Below are 25,439 nucleotides of genomic sequence, written 5' to 3'. Positions count from 1 at the left end.
AGATTCGGCCGCCACCGCCCCTTTTAATAACATCTGTAGTAAATATCCGGTCGACATGGCCGCACTCGACGTACACGAGGACATGCAGCGAATCGCCGACAGCGGCGTCGTCGCCGTGATGCGCGGCGCAGACGCAGACACCATCATTCAGGTCGCAGACGCCCTGCACGAAGGAGGCGTCACCGCCTACGAGATTACCGCCGACAATCCCGACGCGATGGACCTCATCAGCGAGGTGTCGGCGTCGTTTTCCGACGACGAAGCCATCGTCGGCGCGGGGACGGTCCTCGACGGACCGACCGCCAACGCCGCGATTCAGGCTGGTGCGGAGTTCGTCGTCGGCCCGAACTTCGACGCGGGCGTCGTCGAGACGTGCAACCGCTACGGGACGCTCGTCGCGCCGGGCATTATGACACCGACTGAAGCCGTCACCGCCTACGAGGCAGGCGCGGACCTCGTGAAGGTCTTCCCGGCGTCGTCGCTCGGCCCCGGCCACCTCAAGAGCATGAAAGGCCCACTCCCGCAGATTCCGATGATGCCGACCGGTGGCATCGGACTCGACAACGCCGCAGACTACATCGAAGCGGGCGCAGTCGTCGTCGGTGCGGGTGGCGCGCTCATGGACAGCGACGCTATCGAATCGGGCGACTTCGAGTCGATTACCGAGACGGCCCGCGAGTTCTCCCAAATTATCGACGACGCGCGAGTCGAGTAACCGGTTCGAGTCGCCGGGCTACCGAATCGATTTTACGCGACAGGCGAACTCGTCGGGGACCCACTCGACGACGGTTTCAGGGTCCGAATCACCGTTTGCGGCGACGAGGTATGCCGCACCGTCGTCGTCGCCGTAGGCGTGCTGGAAGTCGTAGACGAAGCCCCAGCAGTCGGTGGATTCAGGAACCTCGTCACTCTCGGTGAGGAACTCCACTTGCCGGACGACAGCGTACTCGACCAGACGGTTGACGGCGTCGTCAGTCGGGGTATCCTCGTCGAAGAGACCCAATTCCCGTGCCTCTTCGACGAGCGGAACGAGACGCGAGACGGCGGCTTCGACGGCCACTGGGAGGTCTTTCGCACCGTCACCGACGACGGACTCGTAGGCTGCGGTGATTCCGCCGCACCCCGTGTGTCCGAGGACGACGATATCTGAGACGCCGAGCGAGGCGACTGCATAGCCGACAACGTCGTTAACGACGAGTGTGCCGTCGACTTCAGTCCACACCTGATTGGCGACGTTGACCGACTTGAAGAGTACCCCCGCCTTGTTGGTATTCCAGAGTGCTTCGACTGGAACGCGCGAGTCCGAGCACCCGATGGAGACGACCTGTGGCTCTTGTGAGTCTCGAACTCCTTCGAAGTAGTCTGCGTCGAGGTGCTCGACGTGGTGTTTGTTTCCAGCCACGAGCGATTCCAGTACCGAATTCGACATTGCGTTTAACTAACGCTCTTCTGAGGTAAATATCTTGGAAGGAACGAAGATTCACCGCAGGGCAGCACTGCCGAACGGACGGCCGACCATCCGTCCAGTCAGTCGTCTGCTGAAAGCGGTGCGACGGGCTCCGCAGTCGGTTCTGGTTTCTCGGCCGCGTCGCGTCTGTCGTCCGTCTCGGCAGCCACCCACGTCAGGTTCTCGTCGTACTCGAACGAGGTGCCGTTCTGTGTCGGGTCGACGACGGTTAGCGAGAGCCAGCCGTTGTCCAGCAGTTCGGTGACGCGAGGATTCTCTGCGAGGACGGTAGTCACACGTTCGACCGGGGCGTGAATCACCACCGAGAGGCGCAGCGGTTGGTGGTATGGGTCGTCGTCGGCCGCCATGACTGACTGGAGCGGCAGTCCCGTCATCAGGTCACCACCGTTCCCCTGGTAGACGCCGACGTTGCCGACCGGGTTGTGGGTAATTTTCGACCCGCTACCGTAGACCGCGTTGTCCACGGTCGAGAAGTAGTATTGCATGTTTATCCACTGGGTAACGACCATGGGTCCGGTCACGATGGCCGCGAGGGCCTCGCCCGATTCGTCGTCCCGCCAGTCGTACGAATGAAGGAACGAACGGCCGTCGAGGTTGAGACCCCGCGTCAGCGAACGGGGGCCGACGACGAAGCCCGCGTTGCCAGCGAGTCCCCACTCGGGGCGTGTCTCGGCCCAGTCTGCAGCGCGGCGTTCGGCCTCCCGAGTCCCCGGTGATGGCACGTCCATCGATTCGGTCCGCTCCGTGGCCGCACCGGCCCGGGCCGTTTCGAGGTCGGAACGGAGTTGTTCGAGGTCGGCCTCGTGGCTCTCCGGAACAGGCGCAGTAAAGAGCGTCACTTCGTCCGTCGTCGTGTTGTGTTCGCCGGCGACGAAGACGGTGTCCGACGGAATGTCGAATCCCCGGTCACGGAGTGCGGCCTTGACCTCGTCGTCGTTGCAGATGGCCGCGAGGACACGAGCGTTCGGGCCGCCAGCATTGCCCGCACAGGCACCACAGTCGAGGCTGGATTCGAACGGGTTGTTCGCGGTCTGACTGGCGTGACCGACGAACGCGACGATGCGTGCGAATTCGTCCCAGCCCATCAGTTCGAACGCAGTCGCGGCGTACTCGACTTTCTCCGCCGTGGACAGTCCGTGTGGCAGGTTTCCGTCGGCGTTCGAGTCGTGGTCGAGTGCCGGGGCGCAGAAGTCTGCGGGGGAGGGGACCCGCTCTGAAGCGTTGGTGAGCAAGTCGTACACGCGCGCCGGAAAGAGGGTCCGTGCGGTGAGGGCGGCCCCGTAGCCGACGCCGGTGCTCTCGACGAAACTGAACACGGTCGCAGCGTTGGAGGTGAGTGATTTGAGGACGTGCGCGGCAGTACGGGTGGTGTTCGCCCACGTGTCGTAGCGTCCGTGTTCGTGGTCACATCCCTCGACCGGATGGTCGGAAACGTAATGTTGCGCATCGAGAATCGGCGGGCAGGCGTCTACCGCGACCCCGGAGTCGTAGGCCTCGTAGCGCATCGGAATGCCGAAGAAGCCCGCGTAGCCGTAGGTCTCGTAGGCACCGGCGTTCTCGATGTGCCGACGGATGACCTCCGAACGCGTGTCGATACAGAAAACGAGCTGTGCATCTGGACGACCGCCGTCTTCGAGCGCGACGGCTGGCTCACTGTCTCCGGACGCAACTGTCGATTGATTCTGGTCAGCAATCGCCTCGACCAGTTCGGTGCGATACGTGGTCTCCCACGCGTTTAACCAGAGTTCAGGGAGTGGGACCTCGTCGTCGTGTTGCAGGTCACGTTCAGAACGCATCGATTCTGCCACAGAATCCGGCGGGGCGAGCGGCGCATCGAAGAGGTCTGTGAGAACTAACCGGACGGCCAGATACCCCGTGAGCGTGATGGGGTATTTCGCCTGCCAGTCTCCACCACTCGAGGCCCGCTGTTTGATGAACCCGGTCCACCCCGGAAGCCTGCTGAAGTGGAACTCGAAGAGGTCGACTAACCGGTCGCGTGGGTACGTGGAGACGACCTGTTCGATTGCCTCGGTCGGGTCGTCCGGATAGGTGGCGACGGCACCCGGGTCCGGAAGCGACCGGTCGTAGCGCGCCGCGGAACGAAATGCGGCGTAGAACCCACGTTCACGGTTCGGCATCGGCCACGAAGCGTGCCCCTCGTCGAGGAAGGAAGCGAGCCACTTCGTCAAGACCGTATCGACGACATCGTGTTGACTCGACTCGTCGTCTTCAGTGGCCGACTCCGCTTGAGTCTCCATGCGTGCCAAGAGGGTCGATGGGTCCTCCTCGTATCCGTGTGCGCGCAGTTCGCTCCGAAGCGTCTCCGGGTCAATTTGACCCGTGTCGAGCGCGGCGCGGAACACGTCCGCACTCGGATAGCCGTGACCGCCGAACAGGCGTTCGGCCTGTTGGACGGCCTCGTGGAACGGGCGGTCTTCAAGCCCACTGAGTGGATTGGCCGTCACGAAGGAGTGAAGCGGCCAGACCGACCCGACGGTAGTTGCAGCCTGTTCGATAGTGTCGCGAATCGTCTCGTTAGTACTCATTGTACTCCTCTCTGGTTGTCACAGTAGTTCCGGACGCAGGGCGCGTCGCATTCACGAGCGCCATGTACAGGCGGGTGCTGCGGCGGTAGACTCCACTCTCGATGATGACGTACGTCAGGACGAACGCCGCGGCGACGACGACGTGAACGGAGGTCAGTTCGGCAGGGGCCGTGACGAACGGAACCCCGACTAACGCGTGCTCGATGACCTTGTACACCAACGCGTACACCGCGATTGCTGGCAGGAACACAAGCGGAATGGCACCGAACCGAAGGAACGCGGGTAGCGTCGCGTGGCGTACCGTCTCGCGGGCGGCGTGCATCGTGGTCAGGACGACGAGTCCCGCGAGCAGCAATCCGCTATCGAACGCCATTCCCTCCCCGGTTGTGACGGCGAACAGAGCGCCGCCTGCGAGTGCAGTCAGGAGTGTCGTCGCGAAACCGATGATTCCCGCCGATTGTGTCGCGGTGTGCTTCCCATCGGGGCTTCCGTGTTCGACGCGACTCCCCGCAGAGAGGAACTGGTACGCCTTGTAGAATCCGTGCAAGATGAGGTGGGTGATGGCGGCACCGAAAAAGCCGAGTCCCGCCTGCATGAACATGAACCCCATCTGTCCGACGGTCGAACAGCCGAGTTTCCCCTTAACGTCCGTCTGGACGGTCTTTAGAAGCTTTCCGACAAGAGCACTCGTCGCGCCAACGACCACGATTGCCAGCATGAAGCCACCATCAGCAGTGACGACCGGCGCGAACCGGAGTAACAGGATTCCTCCTGCATTGACGAATCCAGCGTGCATCAATGCCGACGCGGGCGTCGGCGCTGTCATCGACGACAGTAACCACGTGTGAAACGGGAGCAGCGCAGACTGAATCATCGCCGCCAGCAGGAGCATCGCAACCGCAAACAGAACGGTCGCAGACGGTGCAATCTCTGTCGAGGCGACAGCAGAGATAGTCGATGCGCCGGTTTGCCACCACAACGTCGCGACGGAGACTGCCAGCAATGCACTGCTCCCCGCGAAGTACCGGCGGGCGTGTGCAGACGCCGTACGCGCGTGGTGCCAGGAGTCGACGTGACCGATGAGGGTGGCCATGACTAGTCCCATCGTCAGCCACAGCGCCACGAACACGAGAAGCGAGTCTGCCGCGACCAGTGCCATCACGACGAGTGTGAACGCGAACACGGTGCCGAAGAATTTGTTGAGCGCACTATCTCCGGCCATATAGCGCCGTGAGTAACTGTGGACGATTCCACTGAAGAACGTCACGACGACCCACATCACGACTGTCAGACCATCGATAGAGAACAGTCCCAAAAGCGACCAGCCCTCGGAACTGGACAGTCGGAATATCGCCACCACGAGGCTCACCGCCCACAGGAGCCACACGACTCGCGTCAGAACGAGCGGGAGTTGTGGCGTCGCCGTCGTCGTCTTCGGTAGCGGTCCGACCCGAGGGGTTCTCGTCTCGTCTGTCATCGTTTGTGGGCTGTGGCAGTCCGTGAGTCCACCCTTCGACGCGAGAGGTGCAATCACTGACTGTCCTCTTTACACCTACGGTACGAACGTATTCGTTGTTAAAGCCTTCTATCCGAACAATTTGTTCTCTAGATAAGCCATGAAAGAACATTATGGTCTATGTTGACGAGTGACAGATAGTCGGGTGCTCCGTACTGAACATCCAGTTCACCCGGGTACGCGTCGTCTCGCTCTCGTTCGTCGTCCGTAGCACTCGTTGTTCTATTTCACACTCCGTTCGACTATCGTCCCTTTCCGAGCGAATCGTTCGGTCTCGTTTAGAGTGGGTGGAAAAGCAGTAGCGTCCGCTGTGACGTCGAGAGGGCAGTCACTCGGTTGTTGAGGGCTGCTCGCTCGTGAACCCACCGAACGGCGTCGTCTTGTGAGTTCGAACGAGTACCTCGTCAGCGACGGTCAGTCCGAGTTCGAGCAGTTCCTGTGCAACCGGCGTAACGTCGTCGTCGTTTTCGCCGACGACAGTGATGAGGAGGTTCTTCTCGCCGGTGACCAGTTCCTGCACAGAGACGACACCGTCGATAGACAACACGTCCTGTATCATCTCACCTCGTTTGGGAATCGGTGCGGTACAAAACAGGAGCATCTTGAATGGGAACCCTGAATTCTGGTAGTCGATAGCGGCGTGGTATCCTTTGATAACTCCGCGCTCTTCGAGACGCTTGATGCGTTTTCGGACAGTGCTGTCGGACGTTCCGGCCCGTTCTGCGATGTCGCCCGATGACAGATTTCGCGCATCCTCTTGGAGGGCGTGGAGGATGGTGCGGTCCACGTCGTCGATGCCGTCGTTTGCCATACTGGTACGTATCAGGGGACTGAAAAAGATATTTTGTTCTACTGGGGGTCACGACCGTCGGCGTCGGCATCCGCGCCCTTCTCGGAGTCGGCGTCGTCGCCACCTTCGGACGACATCTCGTTGCCGGTCGTCTCGGCTTCGTCCGCCTGCTTGTCACCTGTGGCGTTCCGGCGGTCCGGTCGAGAAACTGGCTCGTTGTAGACGAACGGGTCCGATGGGTCGTTGGGTGACTTGTCACCGGCATCGGAGTGTGCTGTCTCCTCGTGAGCTTGATCAGAGAGTTCGATACCGAGCGCCGCTTGGCGGGCACGTCGCCGCTCTTCACGACGCGCGGCGAGTGACGCCCGAAGCCGGTCGTTCAGCATCTCTCGCAGTTCTACAGCATCCTCCGCGGCAATATCCACGGCCGCTGCATTCCCCCCCACGAGGGAGAGGCTTCCTGCGGTGTCGGCGGTCACCGTGGCGACGCGCCAGCGACGCTGGAAGATGGTCCGGGTGTCGATGATGGTTTGAATCCGGTAGTACGGGACGAACCGCGTCTCGCGCTTCCAGAAGCCGTTTCGGGTGACGACGTGTTCGTCGGTCAGCCCCCACCCGCGGTGCCGCCACTGATACACACCGGCGACAATGGCGACTGGGACCAACACCAGCGGGACGTACCACGGAATCACCCTGTCGAGGAGGGTGTTCGCACCGTAGAGCGCGAGCGTAATCGCCCCGAGCGCGAGCGAGTAACGAACCGCGTACCGACGGCGGATGCGTCGCGGCGGCCGTTCGTACGTGGGCTCGGTGACACCTTCGAGGTCCTCGACGAGTGCGGTGACGCGCTCCCGGCGAGCGAGGGGAATCGCCGCTTCCGACCCACGGCCCCCGGACGAACCGTTTCGACTCTCGCCGCCGGGTGCGTAGCCTGCGGTTTCGATGAGCAGCGTCGCGTAGCCAAAGTGCCGCTTGAGGGGGTTGTCCTCGATGGTGAGCGTCTGGAGTTTGTCGAGGGGAATCGACCCGTTGTACCGCTGGAGGAGGCCGCGTTCGTACTGGAGTTCCTCGCCGACGCGGGTCAGTCGAAAGCCGTAGTAGTTCACCACGGCTCTGGCGAATCCGGCACCCCACGAGACGAGCGCGACGAGGAGGACAAGCCCCCCCAGACCGACGGCCGCAGCGACGACGCCGCTTGTCGGCAGCGGAACGTTGAGGTACGACGACGCGACGGGGAACGCGGAGGTGACGAAGACGAAGACGATGCCCGGCAGTCGCAGGTCAAAAGAGAGCGCGCCGACGATAGCGAGTTCGCGCGGGGCCAACTCGAACAGCACTTCACGGTCGGGTTCGGTCGCCTCTTCCGCCGTCTCGCCGCGCTTCAGGCGAGCGACTTCCTTCTGAATGCGGAGCGCCTCTTCGTAGGTGACAAAGCGGAGACTCCCTTCGGTTTCGCCGCCACCGGCCGTTTCGAGATTCACCGCCGCGATGCCGAACAGTCGCTGGGCGACGTTCCGCGAGATATCGACGTTCTGGATGCGGCGGTACGGAATCTCGCGATTTCGGCGGCCGAACACGCCCGACCGGATGTCGAAGGTGTCGGGCGTAAGTTCGTACTCGAACCGCTGGTAGTAGGCGACTTCGTAGCCCGTAATGGCGAGTACGATGGTGCCGAGGAGGATGACGCCCCCGAACGCGCCAAGCACCCCTCCGAAAGCGGCCCCGCCGGAGAAGGCCAAGAACGCGACGGCGAACACGATACTGATGCTGCGCTGGGCCGCCCGGTACGGTACCGAGAGGGGCGACAGGTGAGTCATACGGCGTCGTCGCCCTCGGCGCGGATGGCGAGTCGCTTCAATCGGTCCTGAAGGTCTTCGGCACCGTCAGGCGTGAGACCCGGAATCGACACGTCAGCACCGCGGGACCCGGCGGTGTAGACGATGGTCGAGGCGAGTCCGACGAGACGGTCCAGCGGGCCGCGGGCGGAGTCGACGTGTTGGATGCGGACGAACGGGACGACAGTATTGACCTTGGTGAAGACGCCGCGCTGGAGATACAGCGAATCGTCGCGGAGTTCGTAGCCCCACGCGCGGTAGCGAAGCAGCGCGTGGGCCACGCCGCCGACGAGGAAGAGGCCGCCGGTAACGACGGGGGCGTAGATGGGAAGAGAAAATGGCCCGAACATGACCGCTGCACGGGTCACACCGCCAACGATGAGCGCAACTACCACTGCGCGTGCGACCCAGAGGAGACGGATACGAGGATGGAGACGGTTCACAGAGACTCCTCCACGAACGAGAGCATATACTCAGGCGTCCGTCGTGCGGCGCTAAATATCTGTGGCTGAATCGGCCTACGGTGTCGCCGCGAGGTGCCGTTCGAGTCGTCGAAGTGCCCGGTCCAGCGTTTCCCCGAGCGCCGCCAGCGTCGAGAGAACCGGATACCGAACCGTCAGGTCTTGATAGAAATACTCGGCTACGTCGGGGACGAACGACGACATCGACCGGCGCTGCTCGGCAATCGTCTGCTGGCGAGTACTCGCGAGTTCATCGACCCGCGTCTGGCGTCGCCGAACGTTCGCGTGGAGCGCCAGCAATTCGTTGAATCCGCGCTCGGACAGCGGCCGGTCGTCGAGGAAGTCGAGACGGTCATCGAGTGCAGTAATCTCGTCGGTCATGGTTTCGACGGATTCGACTTCCTCGTCGATGATGTCGAGGAACTCTTCTCGCTCGGCGATTGCTTCGGTGGCGGCGGCAGTGACTGTCCGGCGGAGTGTGGGCGAGAAGACGGTAGCCGATTGAACCGCGGCGGCCACGTCCGGACCGAACTCCGCTTCGAGGCTCTCGCTGTACGGGTCGGCGTACTCTTCGTCGTAGTGTGGCACCGACATCACGGTCTGTTCGTACGCTCGCCGGACGCGTGTGAGCGACCCATCGGTAGCCTGTTGGCGACCGATGACGGGTGCGGCGGGAGGTGGCGAAGGCGTCGGAGCTGTCGCTTTCAGGGAGGTGACCGCTCGTTCGAACGCGCGGAAGGCTTCGCGCTCGTCCACGCAGCGCCGTCGCTCTCGGCGGAGTGTTCGTCTGGCGGCGTCGAGGTGGTCGAGGACCGGACCCGGCGTATGCGGGTGCGCGGTTCTCATCGGTCGATTGTCCGTGTGTACGTTCCGAGTTCAGTCGAGCGATGAACCCGGATGCTGCCCGACTCCCGACACAGTTCGATTTGGAGTGACGTTTCAAGGACGCCAGTCACATCGTCCTCTGACATACACAGATACCCACCCGCGGCAGGGTAGTAAACATATCGTATGAAATATATATCTCAGAACGTAGCTATTGATAGACTACGTAGTTCTCTGTAGTTAGGAGATGAGGAGGCCAGCGATGACGAGCAGGCCGACGGCGCTGGCGGCGGCACCGAGATAGAACGGGGCAGCGTCTTCTGCAGGGGTTCGGACCTTCTTTTCTGCGAGCCCGCTTTTTGCCTTGCTGCCGCCGACTTCGACGAGAGCAGTCAACACGAACCAGAGGCCGAGCATTCCGAGGACGAGGTGGCCGCGAGTCGAGCCGAACAGGCTCCCTGCGGTGTAGCGCGTCCCGGCGAGGTGGCCACCGGTGGCGAACATCAGCAGAGCACCGATACGCGAACCCATCGTGAGTCGGGAGATAACCGACTCGAACGCTGCGGCGCGGATGTTCCCGGCGCGAGCGGTCGGGAGCACGCCCACGGCGAAAAAGAGGACGCTCCCCATCCAGAGACCGCCGACGAGCATGTGAACTGTCGCTATCGTGGTGTCGATGAGTGCCATATCCGTCGGGTTAGTTCACCGATGCTTGAAGGTTTCACCTTCGGCGCGGTCCACTCACCCGTCGAAACCGTGCGACAGGGTCGGAATACCGAAGTGTTCGCCGACGCAAATTTATTTGTAGTCTGTCTGTGAGGTGCGGTAGTATATGTCAGGCGAACTCCCAGTCGATGCATTCTGTGACCTTTCGTTGCCGACTGCTGTTTCGATGTCGCCGGACGGCCAGACGATTGCCTTTACGGTCTCCGAGTCCGACCCCGAGGCGGTTCACCCGGACGAACACCACGCCGTCAGAAAGCCCGAGCGCGCGACCCACCGCCTCGAACAGCTTCTCGACTGGTACGAGCGGCACGACCCGGCCGTCGAAGCCGACGACTGAGTGTCGCGTGCCGAGGGCGGCAACTGACCAAGAGCGGCCGTCTCAGAGGAACTTCGGCGGTTCGGCTGTCACCCTGAGGTCACCCGCGTAGTGGACGAGCGGGTCGCCTTCGGGGTGGTCGAACCCGCAGGCTTCGAACATCGTGTTCTCGCGGACTTCGACTTCCGCGTCCTGAATCGGCCACGGTTCGTGATGGATGTCGCCGATGACGACCGGCCATGCGTCCGTGTAGAAGCGGTAGTTCTCGACCAGGAATTCGTCGAGCGACCCCGGTTCGACCTGCTCGATGTCGCCAGTCGGCCGGTAGGTTGCGTCGAACCGCGCGCCCGGGGACTTCCGCGACGAGGCCCGGCGGCTCCGAAACTCGATTTCGCCATCGCGCTCTTCGACCGAAATCGAGGCATAGCTGTAGGGGAGCCGATAGCCCAGTCGAGCCATCGTCACACCCAGTCGGTCTGCCGCTTCGAGGGTGAAGAAGTAGACGCCGCGTTTGCCTCCGTCTGCGGGTTCGACGTAGGTTCGGAGGTTTACCTCGGGGAAGGCGAGGCCGACCGGGCACATGCGGGGTCGGATGTCCTCCATGTCGAACGAGACGACGCCGAGCCACGCCCGCCCGTCGGACGTCGCAACCGACAGTTTCTCGGGGAGGTGCGGTTCGACGACTGCCGGGTCGACCGCCCAGTGGAGAAACAGGGTGTGTCGCCACCGCATCGAGAGCAGGTCCATACTGGACAGTTGGACCGACGAGGGGTGTCGGTTTCGGCTGGTTGATGCGACGGGTCCAGAGCGAACTGCCACCTCGTCGAAACGTCCACCTTGGAGGCCATCTAACGGGTGAGTATGGAGTTCACAGTCATTCAGGGAGATATCGCCGCCCAATCGGCTGACGCGCTCGTGAACGCCGCGGGAACGAGCCTCAAAATGGGGTCGGGCGTCGCGGGCGCGCTTCGCCGACGCGGCGGTGACGAACTCAACGAGGCGGCAATGGCGAAGGGACCAATCGACCTCGGCGAAGTCGCCGTGACCGACGCGTTCGGCCTCGACGCCGACTACGTGATTCACGCGGCAGCGATGCCCCACTACGGCGACGGACGAGCAACGGCCGAGAGCATCCGTGACGCCACCGAAAACACCCTCCGTGCCGCAGACGAGCGGGGGTGTGAATCACTCGTGCTTCCCGCGCTCGGATGCGGTGTCGCCGGGTTTGAACTCGAAGACGGTGTGCAACTCATCTGCGAGACGATTCGCGCGTTCAACCCGACCACGCTCCGTGACGTTCGATTTATCGCCTACGCCGACGACGAGTACGAGACCATCTCGCGAGTCGCAGACGAAACGAAATAGCCCCAAAATGCGGCCATGAATATCAATCATTAAGGACAAATATTTAATCAATAGTTTTGACAGTTATGGCTGCAATGGGCGCGCTTACTGCAAAGACAGCGGTCGTAACTGGCGGTGCAAGCGGTATTGGACGGTCGATTTCGATGGCGTTCGCACGCGAAGGGTGTGACGTTGTCGTCGTCGATATTCAGTCGGCCCCTCGAACGGGAGGGACCCCGACACACGAACGAATCGAATCGGAGACAGACGCGAGTGCGACGTTCGTCGAGTGCGACGTGGGCGATGTGGACCGACTCAGGTCCGCAGTCGACGCCGCGGACGAGTTTGGCGGCGTCGACGTGATGGTGAACAACGCGGGGCTTTTCAGGGAGCAGAATTTCTTCGAGGTGACTGAGGACGATTTCGACCACCTGATGGACGTGAACGTCAAAGCGGTCTACTTCGGCGCACAGGCCGCGGCGAAAAAGATGGTCGAAACCGGCGGAGGCGACATCATCAACATCTCTAGCGTCGCGGGACTTCGCGGGTCTCCCGGCTTTTCGGCCTACGACGCGTCGAAGGGTGCAGTGAGGCTCTTGACGTACTCGTTGGCGGCGGAACTCGGACCACAGGGAATCAGCGTCAACGCGATTCATCCCGGCCTCACCGAGACGAAGATGACCACCGACGACGTTCCCATCCTCGGAACCGAGGCCGAAGAGCTGTTCATGCAGAGCATTCCCGCCCGCCGCGCGGGAGAACCAGACGACGTTTCTGACGCCGCCGTGTTCCTCGCCAGCGACCGTTCAGACTACGTCAACGGCGAATCGCTCGTCGTCGACGGCGGGATGAGCAGTTCGCTCTGACCGGCCTTCCTCCGCGGCTATTTCTTACTGCGACGGTTCGATTAACGTTGTTCGTCACGTACGTCTCGGTATGGCTTCCCCTCGGGTGGATGACCCGCTCGAACTCGGCGGCGTGACCCTCCGAAACCGCCTGTACCGAGCGCCGCTTCTCGAATGTGCGGGTACCGGTCCCGACGCCGCCGAGACGCTCGCGTCCGAACTCGAACCCGCGGCACGGGCCGGTGCGGGTCTCATCTGTCAGGGTGCGACTATCGTGCGCGGGCCGGGCGGGTGTGCCGCTCCGAACATGACCTACGTTACCGACCCCGAGTTCGTCGCGTCGCTTTCGACGGTGACAGACCGGGTTCACGAACACGGGTCGGCCATCGCCATCCAGTTAGAACACGGTGGGCTCCGGAGCATGGAGACGTGGCATGCTGGCTATCGGCGCGAGCATCCGGACCTTCAGCAACTCGCCGTGTCGCGGCCGCCGCGACTGCTCCGACTGCTCGACAGCCTCGGCTTTCTCGACTACGATGCGCACGTGATGACGACCGCGGAGGTGTACGACCTCGCGGCGGACTTCGGTCGCTCCGCGGCGATGGCGACCGACGCCGGATACGACATCATCCACCTCGCAGGTGCGAACATGGGGCTTATCCACCAGTTCCTCTCGCCGTTCTACAACCAGCGCGACGACGAATTCAGCGACGGCGTCCGATTTCTCGAAGTCGTCTCCGACGAGATACGCGAACAGGCTGGCGACGTACCGGTTATGACCAAGGTTCCCGCGGAGACGGCCGCCCCGGCGGGAATCCGTCGGCACCTCACGGAAGACGATGCAATCGACATCTGTCGCCGACTCGCCGACTACGGGTACGATGCGCTTGTTCCCGTCTCCGGGTCGGTGTTCTGGGATGCGAGCATCGTTCGAGGGTCGTATCCGGACCGCGCGTGGTCCGACGAGCGATATCGAGACGGATACGCCTCGGCCTTCAGTGGTCCGATTCGTGCGCGACTCGTCGCACTCGGGAATCGAATCGAGGCCGCGTGGTACGACTTCGACGCAGCGTGGAACGCTCGCCTGTGTCGCCGCGTCCGGGATGTCGTGTCGGTGCCAGTCCTCTGCGAGGGTGGGATTCGAGAACGCGGCGAAATCGACCGACTGCTCGGTGATGCGTGCGACGCCGTCGGGATGGCGCGGCCGTTCTACGCCGAACCCGAACTCCCGGCGAGGCTCTTGGGTCGCGATGTTGCGGACGAGACTCGCGCCGTCTGCGAGAGCTGTAACAACTGCACGGTGCCGCAGGTGACTGGTGCCAGTGGTGTCTGTCGGACGCCCTCGGTCCTCCGCGCTGCGGGGTCCCTCAAGAAAGAGGGTGCGTATAATCAACCGCCCGACCCCGTCTCAGAGGGTGGTACCGACCCGGAGCGTTAATAAGGCTCTCGCCGGAGACTCACGGTAATGGCGCGCGACCGGTCCGCGATGGAGTCGGCCGAACTAACAGCGGTGCTCGACGCGCTCGACGACGCGGACGCACGAGCCATCATCAGAGGACTCGAAGAACCCATGACGGCAAGCGAGATATCAGAGACGTGTGACATCCCACTTTCGACGACGTACCGGAAGTTGGACCTGCTCACAGACGCGGCCCTCCTCACCGAAGGGACGCAGATTCGAGCGGATGGTCACCACGCGACGACCTACGAAGTATCGTTCGACGAGGTTCGGATTGCCCTCACGGAAGGCCGGGATTTCTCCGTGAGCGTCGGGCGGCCCGAACGGAGACCAGAAGACCGAATTGCGGACATCTGGACGCAGGTCCGGAGGGAGACATAAGATGGGACACCTCACCGCCTCGCCGACCATCGCGACGTTCATCATCATCGTCAAGACGGGGATTCTCGTCCTCGGCGGTCTCATCACCTACTTCAGCTACAAGGCCTACCGCCGGACGCGCTCGCCGGCCCTCCGAGCGCTGGCGCTCGGGTTCGGTATCGTCACCTTCGGCGCGCTCCTCGCGGGCGCGTTCGACGTCCTCCTCGAAATCGACCTCGCGACCGGCGTCCTCGTCGACGCGATACTGACGTTCGTCGGATTCGCGGTCATCACCTACTCGCTGTACGTCGATTAATCGCCTCTCGCGGCCCAGACTCAGCGCGTCTCCTCGGGTTCAATTGTTCTGTTGCTGCGTGGACCGACTATTCAGTCACTGCCTGGTCGACTAGTGTACTGTAGCGGTCACGAGTCGACACGTGGTCTCGACAGAAGCGAACGAGGCGGAGTCGCTCGGTTTCTAACTCGGACGGGGACATACGGCTTGGTGTGTTGTCACCGCCACATTCGCTGTGCTACGGGTCGACTTCACACGCCATTCTTGCTTAGAATCTGCAAAACTGTTATTACTGTTGGGGCGCTACCGACAGGTATGTCCGACGACGAACTCGACGAGATTCGCCAGAAAAAACGTGAGCAAATCGAATCCAAAATTCGTGGTGACGGCGCTGGAACTGCGCAGGAAGCCAGTGATGCACCGTCAGAGCCAATCTACGTAAACGGAGCGAGTGAGCTGAACGAGACCGTCTCGAAGTACGATGTCGTGCTGGTCGATTTCTACGCGGACTGGTGCGGCCCGTGCAAGATGCTCGAACCAACAGTCGAGCAACTCGCCGCCAACACCGACGCGGCAATCGCGAAGGTTGACGTCGACCAGAACCAGCAACTCGCCGCCCAGTATCAGGTTCGCGGCGTTCCGACACTGCTTCTCTTCGCAGATGGTGAGGTCGCAGAGCAGATTGTCGGCGTCCGCGGATACGACGACCTCGAAGGTCTCATCAACGCCCACCTCGCTTAATCTGATTCGACGTTTCCCTTCGGCACGTTTGCACCGCGAGTGGCGACGCGGGTGTCGTTTATGCCGCTCACGCGCCAATTTTAGCTATGCAACTCGTCGCCGAATCGGTCGATATCGGAACTCGCGCGCCCACGGTTCTTCTCAACGAGGCGGATGCGGCGGAACTCGGAGTTCACGCGCTCGAACGGGTCCAACTTCGGCGTGACGGTCGAACCACTATCGGCATCGTCGAGTTGACCGACGAACTCGTCGACTCCGGGACGCTCGGCGTGACGCGCCGACTCGGCCACATCGAGGGGTCGGTCGAGGTGTCCGTCGCACCGCAACCAGATTCGGTGTACTACATTCGCAAGAAACTCGACGGTATCGAACTCGAACAACACGAAATCGAGCGTATCGTCCGCGACATCTACGAGGAACGACTCGCCGATGTCGAACTCAGCGCGTACATCTCCGCGTCGTACACGCGCGGCCTGTCGATGGGAGAGACGATGCACCTTACCGAGTGCATGGCGAACATCGGCGAGCGGATGTCGTGGTCTGACGCCGTCATCGCGGACAAACACTCTATCGGCGGCGTCGCGGGGAATCGCGTCACGCCGATTCTCGTTCCAATCGTCGCCACGGCGGGGTTGAAAATTCCAAAGACCTCGTCGCGGGCGGTCACGTCTGCATCCGGCACTGCCGACACGATGGAAGTGCTGTGCGACGTCGATTTCACTATCGAAGAGATTCGCGACATCGTCGACGAGACCGGTGGCTGTCTCGTCTGGGGCGGTGCCGTGAACCTCTCACCGGTCGACGACCGAATCATCCGCGTCGAGACGCCGTTGTCTATCGACCCGCGTGGGCAACTCATCGCGTCAGTCCTCTCGAAGAAAGAAAGCGCTGGGTCGACCCACGTCGTCATCGATATTCCCTACGGCGAGGGGGCGAAGGTTGCGAGTCTCAACGAGGCACGCGAACTCGCCGAGGACTTCAAACGCGTCGGTGAACACCTCGGAATGGCCATCGAATGCGCAATCACGAACGGGGCGGCACCAGTCGGCCGCGGTGTCGGACCCATCCTCGAAGCCCGCGACGTGCTCGCGACGCTCGCCGGGAACGGCCCGAACGACCTGCGGGTAAAATCGATACGACTCGCCGAACTCCTGTTCGAATGTGCGGGTATCGACGCTGACGCGACTGAAATTCTCGACTCTGGACAGGCACGCGAGACGTTCCGCGACATCATCGCCGCGCAAAACGGTGACCCGGATGTCGAGCCCTCGGACCTCTCACCCGGTCGGCACGCTCACACCGTCCGGTCTGACGACGACGGCGTTGTCACGCATATCAACAACCGCCTCGTCAGCGAAGTCGCCAGACGCGCCGGTGCGCCGAAGGACCCCGGCGCGGGTATCGACCTCCACTGCCGCATGGGTGAGACGACCGCTGTCGGCGACGCCCTCTTTACCGTCCACGCGGAGTCGGCCGACAAACTGGCCGATGCAGAGGATTTAGTCGCTCGCGTCGACACCGTCCGCGTTCGGCACCCTGACGAAGCCCTCGTCGACCGAGTCTGAGTCGCGGCCGCACGCCGTCGAGGAATGCTGGCGACCACCCCTCACCTCGGCAACCATTTTTCCGCCCGACCCCCGTATCTCTGCTATGGACGAGCACGTACACCCCGAGGTCCGACGCATCGCGGCGGACATCGACACGATGGAGGTTCGCGGTGCGGCGACCATTGCGGACGCGGTGGCTCGGGCCCTTAGAACACAGGCCGAAGAGAGTGACGCGGACGACCCGGAGGCGTTCCGCGCAGAACTCCGCGCCGCCGCTCGGACGCTCCACGGGACACGGCCGACGGCCGTCAGTCTTCCCAACGCCCTCCGGTACGTCCTTCGGGGCATGTCGAGTCCGACCGTCGAGGGACTCCGGCAGGACATCGTCCAGTCGGCCGACGACTTCTGCCAGCGCCTCGATAGAGCGCAGGCCGACCTCGGCCGGGTCGGTGCGAACCGACTCCGCGACGGCGATGTCATCATGACGCACTGCCACTCGACGGACGTGCTGGCGTGCGTCGAGGCCGCCGTCGAGCAGGGAAAGCACATTGAGGCCATCGTCAAGGAGACGCGGCCCCGAAATCAGGGGCACATCACCGCAGAAGAACTCGCCGACATGGGCGTTCCCGTCACGCTCATCGTCGACTCGGCCGCTCGACGGTACCTCAACGACGTGAACCACGTCCTCGTCGGTGCGGACGCCGTCGCCGCCGACGGGAGCGTCATCAACAAAATCGGAACGAGCGGGCTTGCGGTCAACGCCCGCGATAGAGGGGCGCCCATCATGGTCGCCTCGCAGACGCTCAAACTTCACCCGGGGACGCTGACGGGACACACCGTCGATATCGAGATGCGCGATACCGAGGAGATTATCGACGAGAAACGGCGCGAAGAAATCGGCAGTCCGAAGGTCGTCAACCCGGCGTTCGACGTGACGCCGCCACGCTACGTCGATGCCATCGTCACCGAGCGCGGGCAATTCCCACCCGAGAGCATCGTCACGCTGATGCGCGAACTCTTCGGCGAGGGAACAGAAGAACCGTGGGCTGAACCCTGACGATTCCGGCTATCGCGGCGTTTCGGTGCCCCACTTGTCGAGGGCGACAGCGAGTTCGGGCGTCTCGTCTGCGACTTCTTGAATCGACTTGCCTTCGACGTAGCCGTCGATAGCGGCCCGAAGCGCGACTGCTCCGGCGTGGGTGCCGTCGGGATGGCCGTGGATACCGCCGCCGAGTTGGATACAGATGTTGGTTCCAGTCGCGTCGAGGAGGTCCGGCAGGAGTCCGGGGTGGAGACCGCCGGAGGCGACGGGAAGCACGTCGGCCGTTCCGTAGAGGTCGCTGTACATCCACTCGTTGATGCCGACGGTATCTTCGTTCGCGAGTTTGCCGAGACCCGCCGTGCCGGTGTGGAGTTGGTCGACGCCGAGGAGGCGCGACACCTGTGCGAGGACGCGCATCGAGACGCCGTGGGTCGGCATCCGGTCGAAGGCGGCGTGCATGGCGCGGTGGGCGTGGATGGCCATGCCGTGTTTCTCGGTCCGCTCGCGGACGGTCTGGAGGCCCGCCCATCCGGCGGTGATGATGTCCACCATGACGTACTCGCCGCCCTGTTCGGCCACCTCGTCCACGCGGTCCAGCATGGTCTGGGTGTCCGCGGTGACGTTGATGAGATAGGACTTCTTCTCGCCCGTCTCGTCTTCGGCGTCGTCGCGGAGGGCGAGCGACTCGGTGAGGCGGTCGGCGAAGGGGTTGAAGTCCTGGTCGGTGAGGTTCTCGTCGTCCTTCAGGAGGTCGACCCCGCCGAGCCACGCGTCGTAGCCGACCTGCGCGTGGGATTTCGTCGAGAGACCGACTTTCGGCTTGGGGACCGTCGCCGTGATGGGACGGTCGTCGACGCCGAATATCTCCTCGCGGACCGACGAGCCAAAGAGCGGGCCGTCGAACGAGGAGACGATAGTTTCGGGCCACTCGCAGTCCATCAGGCGGATGCTATCGACCGCTTTCATGCCCATGATGTTGCCCGCGATACAGGAGAGTATCTGCGGCATGTTGCCGGGTTCGAACAGCCCGGCGGGGTAGGCGACGCCAATCGTGTCGCCGTCGATGGAGAAGGCAGTCGCACCCATGTCCGTGAAGTCCGCGCCCGTCTGGAGCGCGGCCCACGTCCCGTTTGAAGACTCGGAGGCCACTCGACTCGCAGCCTCCTCGGTCGTCATCCCGGTTGCGGGGTCGATGCGGAAGGTACAGACGAGGTCCTCGTCGGTCGGTTCGTAGTCGAGGTCGAGGAAGTCTTCGTAGGTGATACCCATAGCTTCGCCTTCGCCCCCACGAATCTTAAAACGCAGTCCCGAAGCGACTTTGAGGGGGGAGAACGAATGTTCAGGGTTCGACACTGAGGCCCCGTCCCCGTCACAACACCACGAACGTCGGGAGGTACAGAACGATACAGAGGAGCGCCGCGCGGCGGTCGATGCCCCGCCGCCAGTAAAACAGCGTCAGCACGGTCAGCGAGACGGCGAGCATGTACAGTCCCGACATCGTCACCGACCCGAGGTCTGTGACGACCACGTCTGCGACGAGGGCACCCACGCCGAGCGAGAAGACGGGGTCGGTGATATTGCTGCCGAGAATCGCACCCACAGAGATGCCTTCTTGGCCTCCTTTGGCCGCGATGCCCGCCACGACGATTTCTGGGGTCGTCGTGCCGAGACCCGTGAGTAACCCGACGAGGTACTCTGAGATACCGATCAGTCTGGCGAGTTCGACGCCGTTTGTCACCATCACTTGTCCGCCGACCACGACGAGCAGCAGACCGAACGCCACGCGCGGCAGCGCTCGCTCGGGCGTCTCTTCTTCTTCGACGACCTCTTCGGCGATTTCCTCGCCCCCCTCGTTGGTGTAGAGCGTGTAGATGAAGTTGACGTACGCGAGCATCATCAGCACGCCCTCGGACCGCTGGACGACGCCGTCTTCGAGCGTGAGCAGCATGATAATCATCGCGACGGTCATCGCCCCACCGTATATCATCACGTCGCGGCGTTTGGCGACGATGGGCGAGATGAGTGCGACGATACCGATGGCGAGTGTAATCTGCGATGTCTCCGACCCGACGATGTTGCCGACGACGAGGTCACCAGCACCGTAGGTCGCGGCGTATACCGAGGTGGTCATCTCCGGGATGGACGTACCGATTGAGATGAGCGTCACGCCGATGAAGAAGGGCGAGACGCCGTAGAACCGGGCGACTTCGGCCGCGGCGGTCACGGCTCTGTCGGCACCGAAGACGAGCGCAACGAGTCCGACGACGAAGAGCGCAACCTCCACGAGCATGCCTGTGGGTGAACCTCTCCGCGAAATGATGTAAAGCTCTGTTTCAGGGCGACAGCAACGCTCGAACCTCGCGGAACTCGGGGACGTCAGTGTCGAGCGCCCCACAGAGTGCGTCGGCCGCACCCAGAAGCCACTCCACGCGTTCGACGCGCGATTCGAGGTCGCCCGGGCCGATTCGGTAGCGGTCTACGAGGTCTTCGATGGTCTCTCCCTGCGACCACTCGTGGAGGATGCGGGCGGTTTTGACGGCGGTCAGCCAGTCTTCGAACGACTCGGCTTCGCCCATCGCGGTGGTGAATTCGGCAGCATGCGTGCGGGCGTACTGGTACATCAGCGCTCGCTCGCGGTTCCCGAGGTAGGTGTCGAGCATGTCCGGCGTGTCGCAGACGACTTCGAGCGCGGTGCGTGCGGTCACGTTCTCGTCTGCCATCGTCTCGATGGTTCGGATACCGGAGACGATTCGCGCGCCGGTCGTCGGCGAGACGTACTGCCGGGAGGTCTGTGCCCCGAGCGTCGTCGCCGACAGCGACGAGCCATCGACCGCCAGCATCTCCATCCGTTCGAGTTCGGTGACTACGTCGCTGACGAGCGACGTGAGGTCAACGTCGGCCTGCTGGTGGGCGTAGTAGGTCGCGGCGAACACGTCGACGACGCCAGCCACGGAGTCCGCGAACCCGGAGGCGACGACCGAGAGGACGTGCGTCCGAAGCGACTCGCGGTCGGCGAACTGCGAGTCGACCGCCTCAGCGTCAGCCTCGACGTACCGCTTGACGAGTTCGTCGCGGGTGGTCTCGTCACCGACGAGGACCGCCTCACCGTAGGGGTCGAGGTGGGGACGCCCCGCACGCCCGCACATCTGGTGTACGTCGAGAACGGGAATCCACGCCATCGAATCTCCCGTGTAGCGTTTCTGGTCGCGGATGACGACGCGGCGTGCCGGGACGTTCACGCCCGCCGCGAGGGTTGGCGTCGCACAGATGACTGCCAGACGGCGCTCTCTGAACGCAGTCTCGACGGCCGCCCGGTGAGCACTCCGGAGGCCAGCGTGGTGGAACCCGACGCCGGTACTGGCGCACTCGGCGAGGCGCGTTCCGGTCGCAGTTCCGCCGAGTTCACTCAGTTCGCCACCGAGGTCGGAGGCGGGCGAAAGGTCCTCTTCGGCAAGCCGTTCGGCGAGCGACTCGGCTTCCCGTCGGGAGCGAACGAAGGCGAGACACTGACCGCCGTTGGTGACGGCGTCCGCGACGAGCGAGACAGTCGCTTCGGTGTCGATGTCGTCTTTCGGACCGACCGGCGGGACATCGACCGCGAGCGAGGACCCGTCGTCGAAAGCAACGTCGCCGTCGGCATACACCCCCGTCCTGAGCGAGACGGGTCGCCACGTGCTCTCGACGAGTTCGGCGTCCAGCCACGAGGCGATGGATTCCGGGTTGTCAACCGTTGCGGAGAGTGCGACCAGTTGGAGGTCGGGAACGCGACGCTGGAGCGTCGCCAACGTCATTTCGAGCGTCGGCCCGCGTCCGGGTGCGCCGAGCAGGTGCACTTCGTCGACGACGACGCAGGCGAGCGATTCGACCCACGAGGCCCCGTTTCGAATCGCCGAATCGACCTTCTCGCTCGTGGCGACGACGATGTCGTATTCGCCGAGGTCTTCTTCGGCCGAGTCGAAGTCGCCGGTCGAGATACCGACGCTCACGCCCGGCAGTTCGTCGAACGTCTCGTACTTCTCGCGTGCGAGCGCCCGCAGCGGGACGATGTAGAGGCCCGGTCCGTCGGCGGTGAGCATCGCGAGTTCGGCGATGAACGTCTTGCCGCTGGCGGTCGGAATCGCAGCGACGACCCGGTCGCCGTTTGCGACGCCAGCCTCGACGGCAGCCTCCTGCGGCGGATACAACTCCTCGATACCGTTCGATTCGTAGTGGGAGACGAAGTCCGCCGGAAGCGGGAGGTCGCTCACGCGCATCTGTCACACGGTGGACCCGGACTCACTTAAATATCTTCGCCGCGGTGAACTGTTCAGGCCGCAGTGATTCGGTCACCACTGTCTTCTGCACTCGCCTTGTGGCAGTTTTCAAGTAGATCGAATGGAGCGTGCTGAATACACAGCGAGTACCTCGCACCGAAGTGGCTCCAGGCTTCTGCGCTCCGAAGAAAGGGTGGATTCGCTGGCTAGAGAGATCTCCAATCAGAACGCTGTGTGACCTTGTCTCCACCTAACTTATTGCCCTCTGCCCCTATTCTTGCTTCTGTCTTTTCCATGCCCCTTTCCTGGATGACCGGGTTCGTCGCGTCCACAGCCCGAACACTGAACGGTGATGGTCTGTCTTACGACTCCATCGGACGACCCGCCGGACAGTATTGAATTGGGGTCATCACACGAACCCACATCCGCAGCATCGAGTGCCCGTTGGTCATTGAGACCCTTTGTCGCGCAATTCGACGGACAATGAGTGTTGCAGATCGTGAAGGATCTCGTGACGTTTTCCTCGGCGTCGTATGTCTGTCCTTCGAGGGCAATGACCTGGCAGTCGTCGCCCGACCCGAGAGTGTCGTCCGCGTCCATGTCGTAGTTCTGTCTTGTTTGGGAGCCAGTGAGTTCCCGGCGAACGATTTCGCCATCGCAATAGAGGACTGCATGGTACGTTCCACTTTCAGTACCATCCCGACCGAGGAGCAAAGCACCATACACAGTAACCTGCGTGCACCCACAGAACGCGATGGTACTCACTTCATGTGCAGCTGCCGTTCCCGTGAATGCGGTCAATCCGACGGCAGCTGTACTTGCGGCTGCGAGGACGGTTCGTCTCGTCATCCCCGACGAGGTTGTTTCATTGTCAGACATTGGTTTTACCCTGGCACCAGTGCCGGTACAGAATCACTACACCCACTCGCAAAGTTAATTACAGAATAACAGTCTCTGTGATTGAAGGTCGGGGAAACCAGAGAACGCAGTTCGACGAAACCCCTCTGGCCAGTCCGCTTACCAGTGGTCGTTATTACTGTCCCCTTTTGGAAGGTGGATTTCTGAAAGTTTAGTGGTGAGTTCGCACGTCTACTGGATGATTTATTCATTATCACTTCCTTGAGACAAATGTCGTGGGTATGCTGAATTCACCCTCTGTATTCAGCACGCCGGTTGTATCAACTGTGGAGGGTTCAACAGAGCCGATTTTGGCTATCCTCAGTGGGCTGTCGCCCTCGAAGATGGAAGCGTGCACGGATATGACCTCACAGACGGCGGCGGCTATCAGAGCCACGTTCTCGGGAGTCGGAACCTCGATGGCGGCCTCTCAGGGAGGTTCGCGGACGGCGACCAAACGGGACACTCCCTATCGGCGGCGAACTGACGACGAACATCGCGGGAGCAAACGAAGACGCCACAATCGCTGCCGGAAGCGAGGGTCGCGTCCGCTTTTGGGTCGGAGAGCGCTAAAAGAAAGGAGACGCCGCGTTAGATGTAGCCGTGCTCGGCGAGGCGCTCGACGGCCTCACGGAGACGTTCTTCACTTGCAGCGTAGGAGATACGAGCGTAGCCCGGCGCGTTGAACGCGCTTCCGGGGACGGTCGCAACCTTCGCGTCCTGAATCGCGCCCTCACACCATGCCTGGTCGTCGTCGTCGACGGGGAGCATCATGTAGAACGCGCCCTTCGGGACGGCGACTTCGACGCCGTGTTCGGCGAGCAGGTCGACGAGCATGTCGCGGCGGCCTTCGAAGGCCTCGCGCATCTCTTCGACCGTGTCGTCGGTGCGCTCCGAAAGCGCCTCGACACCGGCGTGCTGGACGAAGTTGACCGCACAGGAGACCGAGTGCGAGTGCAGCTTGCCAGCCTGCGAGATGAGGTCCGACGGGGCGTGGAGATAGCCGAGTCGCCAGCCGGTCATCGAGAAGGCCTTCGAGAAGCCGTTGATGGTGATGGTGCGGTCTTCCATCCCGTCGAGGGAGCCGAGCGAGGTGTGCTCGAAGCCGTCGTAGGTGATGCGCTCGTAGATTTCGTCGGAGATGACGGCGAAGTCGTGTTCGACCGCGAGGTCGCGGACGCCTTCGAGTGCCGCGTCGGAGAAGACGCCGCCGGTCGGGTTCGACGGGCTGTTGACAACGAGTAGTTTCGTCTCGTCGGAGACCGTCTCGGCGAGTTCGTCGAGCGCGGGTTCAAGTCGGAAGTCGTGCGGCGCGAGGTCGACGCGCTTCAGGGAGCCGCCGGAGAGCTTGACCATCGCCTCGTAGGAGACCCACGCGGGGTCGAGGAGGACGACTTCGTCGTCATCGCCGATGAGGGTCTGGAACGTCTCGAAGAGTGCCTGCTTACCGCCGGGCGTGACGATGACTTCGTCGGCTTCGGCGTCGACGCCGTTGCCGCGGAGTTTCTCCGCGATGGCTTCCTTGAGTTCCGGGATGCCGTTCGACGAGGTGTAACCGGTGTGGCCGGCGTCCATCGCGTCTTTGGCCGCCTGAATGATGTTCTCGGGCGTCGGGAAGTCCGGTGCGCCGACAGAAAGGTCGACGACATCTTCACCCTGTGCTTCCAGTTCGCTCGCGAGGTTGGAGATGGCGAGCGTGGCGCTCGGTTCGACCCGGTCTACCCGGGCACTGAAGTCGAAGTTCATGCCAACGCCTCCACCAACTCAGTCGCAGCGTAAACCGCTTCCGCACCTTTGCTGACGCGCTCGCGGGCTTCAGCACCACTCATGCCGGGGCCGGAGACGCCGAACGTGACCGGTTTGTCGCGGTCGAGCGAAACCTCGGTCAGCGACTTGGCCGTCGCGTCGGCGATGACCCGGTCGTGGTCGGTGTCGCCGGTGACGATTGCGCCGATGACGGCGACTGCATCGATGTCGTCGCGGCGGGCGAGTCGGTCCGCCGCGAGGGGCGAGTCGTACGCGCCGGGGACGTGAACCGTCTCGGCCACCTCCGCGTCGCGCTCTGCGGCCGCTTCGTGGGCCGCCTCCTCCATCTGCTCGGTGACCGACGAGTTGAATCGGGCCACTACGAGTCCGAGAGAGACCATGCGCGACCCTTCCCGTGGCCGCTAAA

At 62.8% G+C, this 25,439-nt stretch carries 26 protein-coding genes; 11 read left to right on the top strand and 15 right to left on the bottom strand.

Features of this window, described 5'->3' with window-relative positions; all coding sequences use genetic code 11:
* Positions 1-55: 55 nt before the first annotated feature.
* Entirely contained in the window at positions 56-715 is a 660-nt protein-coding gene (locus ACH9L7_RS08180) for a bifunctional 4-hydroxy-2-oxoglutarate aldolase/2-dehydro-3-deoxy-phosphogluconate aldolase (RefSeq protein ID WP_396610233.1), read from the top strand.
* 18 nt (positions 716-733) lie between these two features.
* Here ACH9L7_RS08180 and ACH9L7_RS08175 read toward each other — a convergent pair whose 3' ends face one another.
* From ACH9L7_RS08175 to ACH9L7_RS08135, 9 genes are all read right to left on the bottom strand, one after another.
* Positions 734-1,429 (bottom strand): carbonic anhydrase, encoded by a 696-nt coding sequence (locus tag ACH9L7_RS08175; RefSeq protein ID WP_396610232.1) that lies wholly within the window; start codon positions 1,427-1,429, stop codon positions 734-736.
* 98 nt (positions 1,430-1,527) lie between these two features.
* A complete protein-coding gene (locus ACH9L7_RS08170) occupies positions 1,528-4,014 on the bottom strand; it encodes a DUF2309 domain-containing protein (protein ID WP_396610231.1) in 2,487 nt (828 codons plus the stop codon).
* Positions 4,004-5,491, bottom strand: coding sequence for a proton-conducting transporter membrane subunit (locus tag ACH9L7_RS08165; RefSeq protein WP_396610230.1), 1,488 nt, complete (start codon positions 5,489-5,491; stop codon positions 4,004-4,006). Before ACH9L7_RS08165 ends, ACH9L7_RS08170 begins: the two co-directional genes overlap by 11 nt.
* Positions 5,492-5,858: 367 nt before the next feature.
* A complete protein-coding gene (locus ACH9L7_RS08160) occupies positions 5,859-6,341 on the bottom strand; it encodes an Lrp/AsnC family transcriptional regulator (RefSeq protein WP_396610229.1) in 483 nt (160 codons plus the stop codon).
* Positions 6,342-6,379: 38 nt separating this feature from the next.
* Positions 6,380-8,137 carry a PH domain-containing protein gene (locus ACH9L7_RS08155; protein WP_396613216.1) on the bottom strand — a complete coding sequence of 586 codons (1,758 nt, stop codon included), beginning with the start codon at positions 8,135-8,137 and terminating at the stop codon, positions 6,380-6,382.
* The gene (locus tag ACH9L7_RS08150; RefSeq protein WP_396613215.1) at positions 8,134-8,598 is read right to left on the bottom strand and encodes a PH domain-containing protein; all 465 of its coding nucleotides are present in this window, start codon (positions 8,596-8,598) and stop codon (positions 8,134-8,136) included. Before ACH9L7_RS08150 ends, ACH9L7_RS08155 begins: the two co-directional genes overlap by 4 nt.
* A 75-nt stretch (positions 8,599-8,673) precedes the next feature.
* Positions 8,674-9,462: a hypothetical protein gene (locus tag ACH9L7_RS08145; RefSeq protein ID WP_396613214.1), complete on the bottom strand. Its 789-nt coding sequence runs from the start codon at positions 9,460-9,462 to the stop codon at positions 8,674-8,676.
* Complete coding sequence (locus tag ACH9L7_RS08140) at positions 9,459-9,587, bottom strand: hypothetical protein (RefSeq protein ID WP_396613213.1); 129 nt, start codon at positions 9,585-9,587, stop codon at positions 9,459-9,461. The genes ACH9L7_RS08145 and ACH9L7_RS08140 overlap by 4 nt, the downstream gene beginning before the upstream one ends.
* A gap of 94 nt (positions 9,588-9,681) precedes the next feature.
* A complete protein-coding gene (locus tag ACH9L7_RS08135; RefSeq protein ID WP_396613212.1) occupies positions 9,682-10,128 on the bottom strand; it encodes a transporter in 447 nt (148 codons plus the stop codon).
* Between the two features lie 145 nt (positions 10,129-10,273).
* On the opposite strand from ACH9L7_RS08135, the gene ACH9L7_RS08130 reads away from it, so the two are divergent.
* On the top strand, positions 10,274-10,504 hold the full coding sequence (locus ACH9L7_RS08130) for a hypothetical protein (RefSeq protein ID WP_396613328.1): 231 nt from the start codon (positions 10,274-10,276) through the stop codon (positions 10,502-10,504).
* Positions 10,505-10,546: 42 nt separating this feature from the next.
* On the opposite strand, the gene ACH9L7_RS08125 is transcribed toward ACH9L7_RS08130, so the two are convergent.
* Positions 10,547-11,230 carry a YqjF family protein gene (locus ACH9L7_RS08125; protein WP_396613243.1) on the bottom strand — a complete coding sequence of 228 codons (684 nt, stop codon included), beginning with the start codon at positions 11,228-11,230 and terminating at the stop codon, positions 10,547-10,549.
* Positions 11,231-11,344: 114 nt separating this feature from the next.
* Between ACH9L7_RS08125 and ACH9L7_RS08120 the strand changes: the two genes are divergently transcribed.
* The 8 genes from ACH9L7_RS08120 (at position 11,345) to ACH9L7_RS08085 (ending at position 18,131) form a co-directional block, all read left to right on the top strand.
* Positions 11,345-11,848 (top strand): macro domain-containing protein, encoded by a 504-nt coding sequence (locus ACH9L7_RS08120; protein ID WP_396613211.1) that lies wholly within the window; start codon positions 11,345-11,347, stop codon positions 11,846-11,848.
* Between the two features lie 74 nt (positions 11,849-11,922).
* Positions 11,923-12,693: an SDR family oxidoreductase gene (locus ACH9L7_RS08115; protein WP_396613210.1), complete on the top strand. Its 771-nt coding sequence runs from the start codon at positions 11,923-11,925 to the stop codon at positions 12,691-12,693.
* Positions 12,694-12,763: 70 nt separating this feature from the next.
* Positions 12,764-14,110 (top strand): NADH:flavin oxidoreductase, encoded by a 1,347-nt coding sequence (locus tag ACH9L7_RS08110; protein WP_396613209.1) that lies wholly within the window; start codon positions 12,764-12,766, stop codon positions 14,108-14,110.
* A 27-nt stretch (positions 14,111-14,137) separates the two neighbouring features.
* Positions 14,138-14,512 carry a helix-turn-helix domain-containing protein gene (locus ACH9L7_RS08105; RefSeq protein WP_396613208.1) on the top strand — a complete coding sequence of 125 codons (375 nt, stop codon included), beginning with the start codon at positions 14,138-14,140 and terminating at the stop codon, positions 14,510-14,512.
* A gap of 1 nt (position 14,513) precedes the next feature.
* On the top strand, positions 14,514-14,807 hold the full coding sequence (locus ACH9L7_RS08100) for a hypothetical protein (RefSeq protein ID WP_396613207.1): 294 nt from the start codon (positions 14,514-14,516) through the stop codon (positions 14,805-14,807).
* A 294-nt stretch (positions 14,808-15,101) separates the two neighbouring features.
* Positions 15,102-15,527 (top strand): thioredoxin, encoded by a 426-nt coding sequence (gene trxA, locus ACH9L7_RS08095; RefSeq protein ID WP_396613206.1) that lies wholly within the window; start codon positions 15,102-15,104, stop codon positions 15,525-15,527.
* Positions 15,528-15,613: 86 nt separating this feature from the next.
* Positions 15,614-17,092 (top strand): AMP phosphorylase, encoded by a 1,479-nt coding sequence (locus ACH9L7_RS08090; protein ID WP_396613205.1) that lies wholly within the window; start codon positions 15,614-15,616, stop codon positions 17,090-17,092.
* Between the two features lie 85 nt (positions 17,093-17,177).
* On the top strand, positions 17,178-18,131 hold the full coding sequence (locus ACH9L7_RS08085) for a ribose 1,5-bisphosphate isomerase (RefSeq protein WP_396613204.1): 954 nt from the start codon (positions 17,178-17,180) through the stop codon (positions 18,129-18,131).
* Positions 18,132-18,140: 9 nt separating this feature from the next.
* Here ACH9L7_RS08085 and rbcL read toward each other — a convergent pair whose 3' ends face one another.
* From rbcL to ACH9L7_RS08070, 3 genes are all read right to left on the bottom strand, one after another.
* The gene (gene rbcL / locus ACH9L7_RS08080; RefSeq protein WP_396613203.1) at positions 18,141-19,385 is read right to left on the bottom strand and encodes a type III ribulose-bisphosphate carboxylase; all 1,245 of its coding nucleotides are present in this window, start codon (positions 19,383-19,385) and stop codon (positions 18,141-18,143) included.
* A 100-nt stretch (positions 19,386-19,485) separates the two neighbouring features.
* Positions 19,486-20,406 carry a sodium:calcium antiporter gene (locus tag ACH9L7_RS08075; protein ID WP_396613202.1) on the bottom strand — a complete coding sequence of 307 codons (921 nt, stop codon included), beginning with the start codon at positions 20,404-20,406 and terminating at the stop codon, positions 19,486-19,488.
* A gap of 43 nt (positions 20,407-20,449) precedes the next feature.
* Positions 20,450-22,369, bottom strand: a complete 1,920-nt coding sequence (locus tag ACH9L7_RS08070) for a DEAD/DEAH box helicase (RefSeq protein ID WP_396613201.1) — start codon at positions 22,367-22,369, stop codon at positions 20,450-20,452.
* 1,249 nt (positions 22,370-23,618) lie between these two features.
* Here ACH9L7_RS08070 and ACH9L7_RS08065 point away from each other — a divergent pair.
* Positions 23,619-23,753, top strand: coding sequence for a hypothetical protein (locus ACH9L7_RS08065; protein WP_396613200.1), 135 nt, complete (start codon positions 23,619-23,621; stop codon positions 23,751-23,753).
* Between the two features lie 104 nt (positions 23,754-23,857).
* Here ACH9L7_RS08065 and ACH9L7_RS08060 read toward each other — a convergent pair whose 3' ends face one another.
* Together ACH9L7_RS08060 and ribH are read right to left on the bottom strand one after the other, a co-directional pair.
* The gene (locus ACH9L7_RS08060) at positions 23,858-25,012 is read right to left on the bottom strand and encodes a pyridoxal phosphate-dependent aminotransferase (RefSeq protein WP_396613199.1); all 1,155 of its coding nucleotides are present in this window, start codon (positions 25,010-25,012) and stop codon (positions 23,858-23,860) included.
* On the bottom strand, positions 25,009-25,413 hold the full coding sequence (gene ribH, locus ACH9L7_RS08055) for a 6,7-dimethyl-8-ribityllumazine synthase (RefSeq protein ID WP_396613198.1): 405 nt from the start codon (positions 25,411-25,413) through the stop codon (positions 25,009-25,011). The genes ACH9L7_RS08060 and ribH overlap by 4 nt, the downstream gene beginning before the upstream one ends.
* Between the last annotated feature and the right edge of the window lie 26 nt (positions 25,414-25,439).

It is taken from the genome of Haloferax sp. S1W, assembly GCF_044593955.1.
Lineage (GTDB): Archaea > Halobacteriota > Halobacteria > Halobacteriales > Haloferacaceae > Haloferax.
This window is presented reverse-complemented; position numbering and strand designations above follow the sequence as displayed.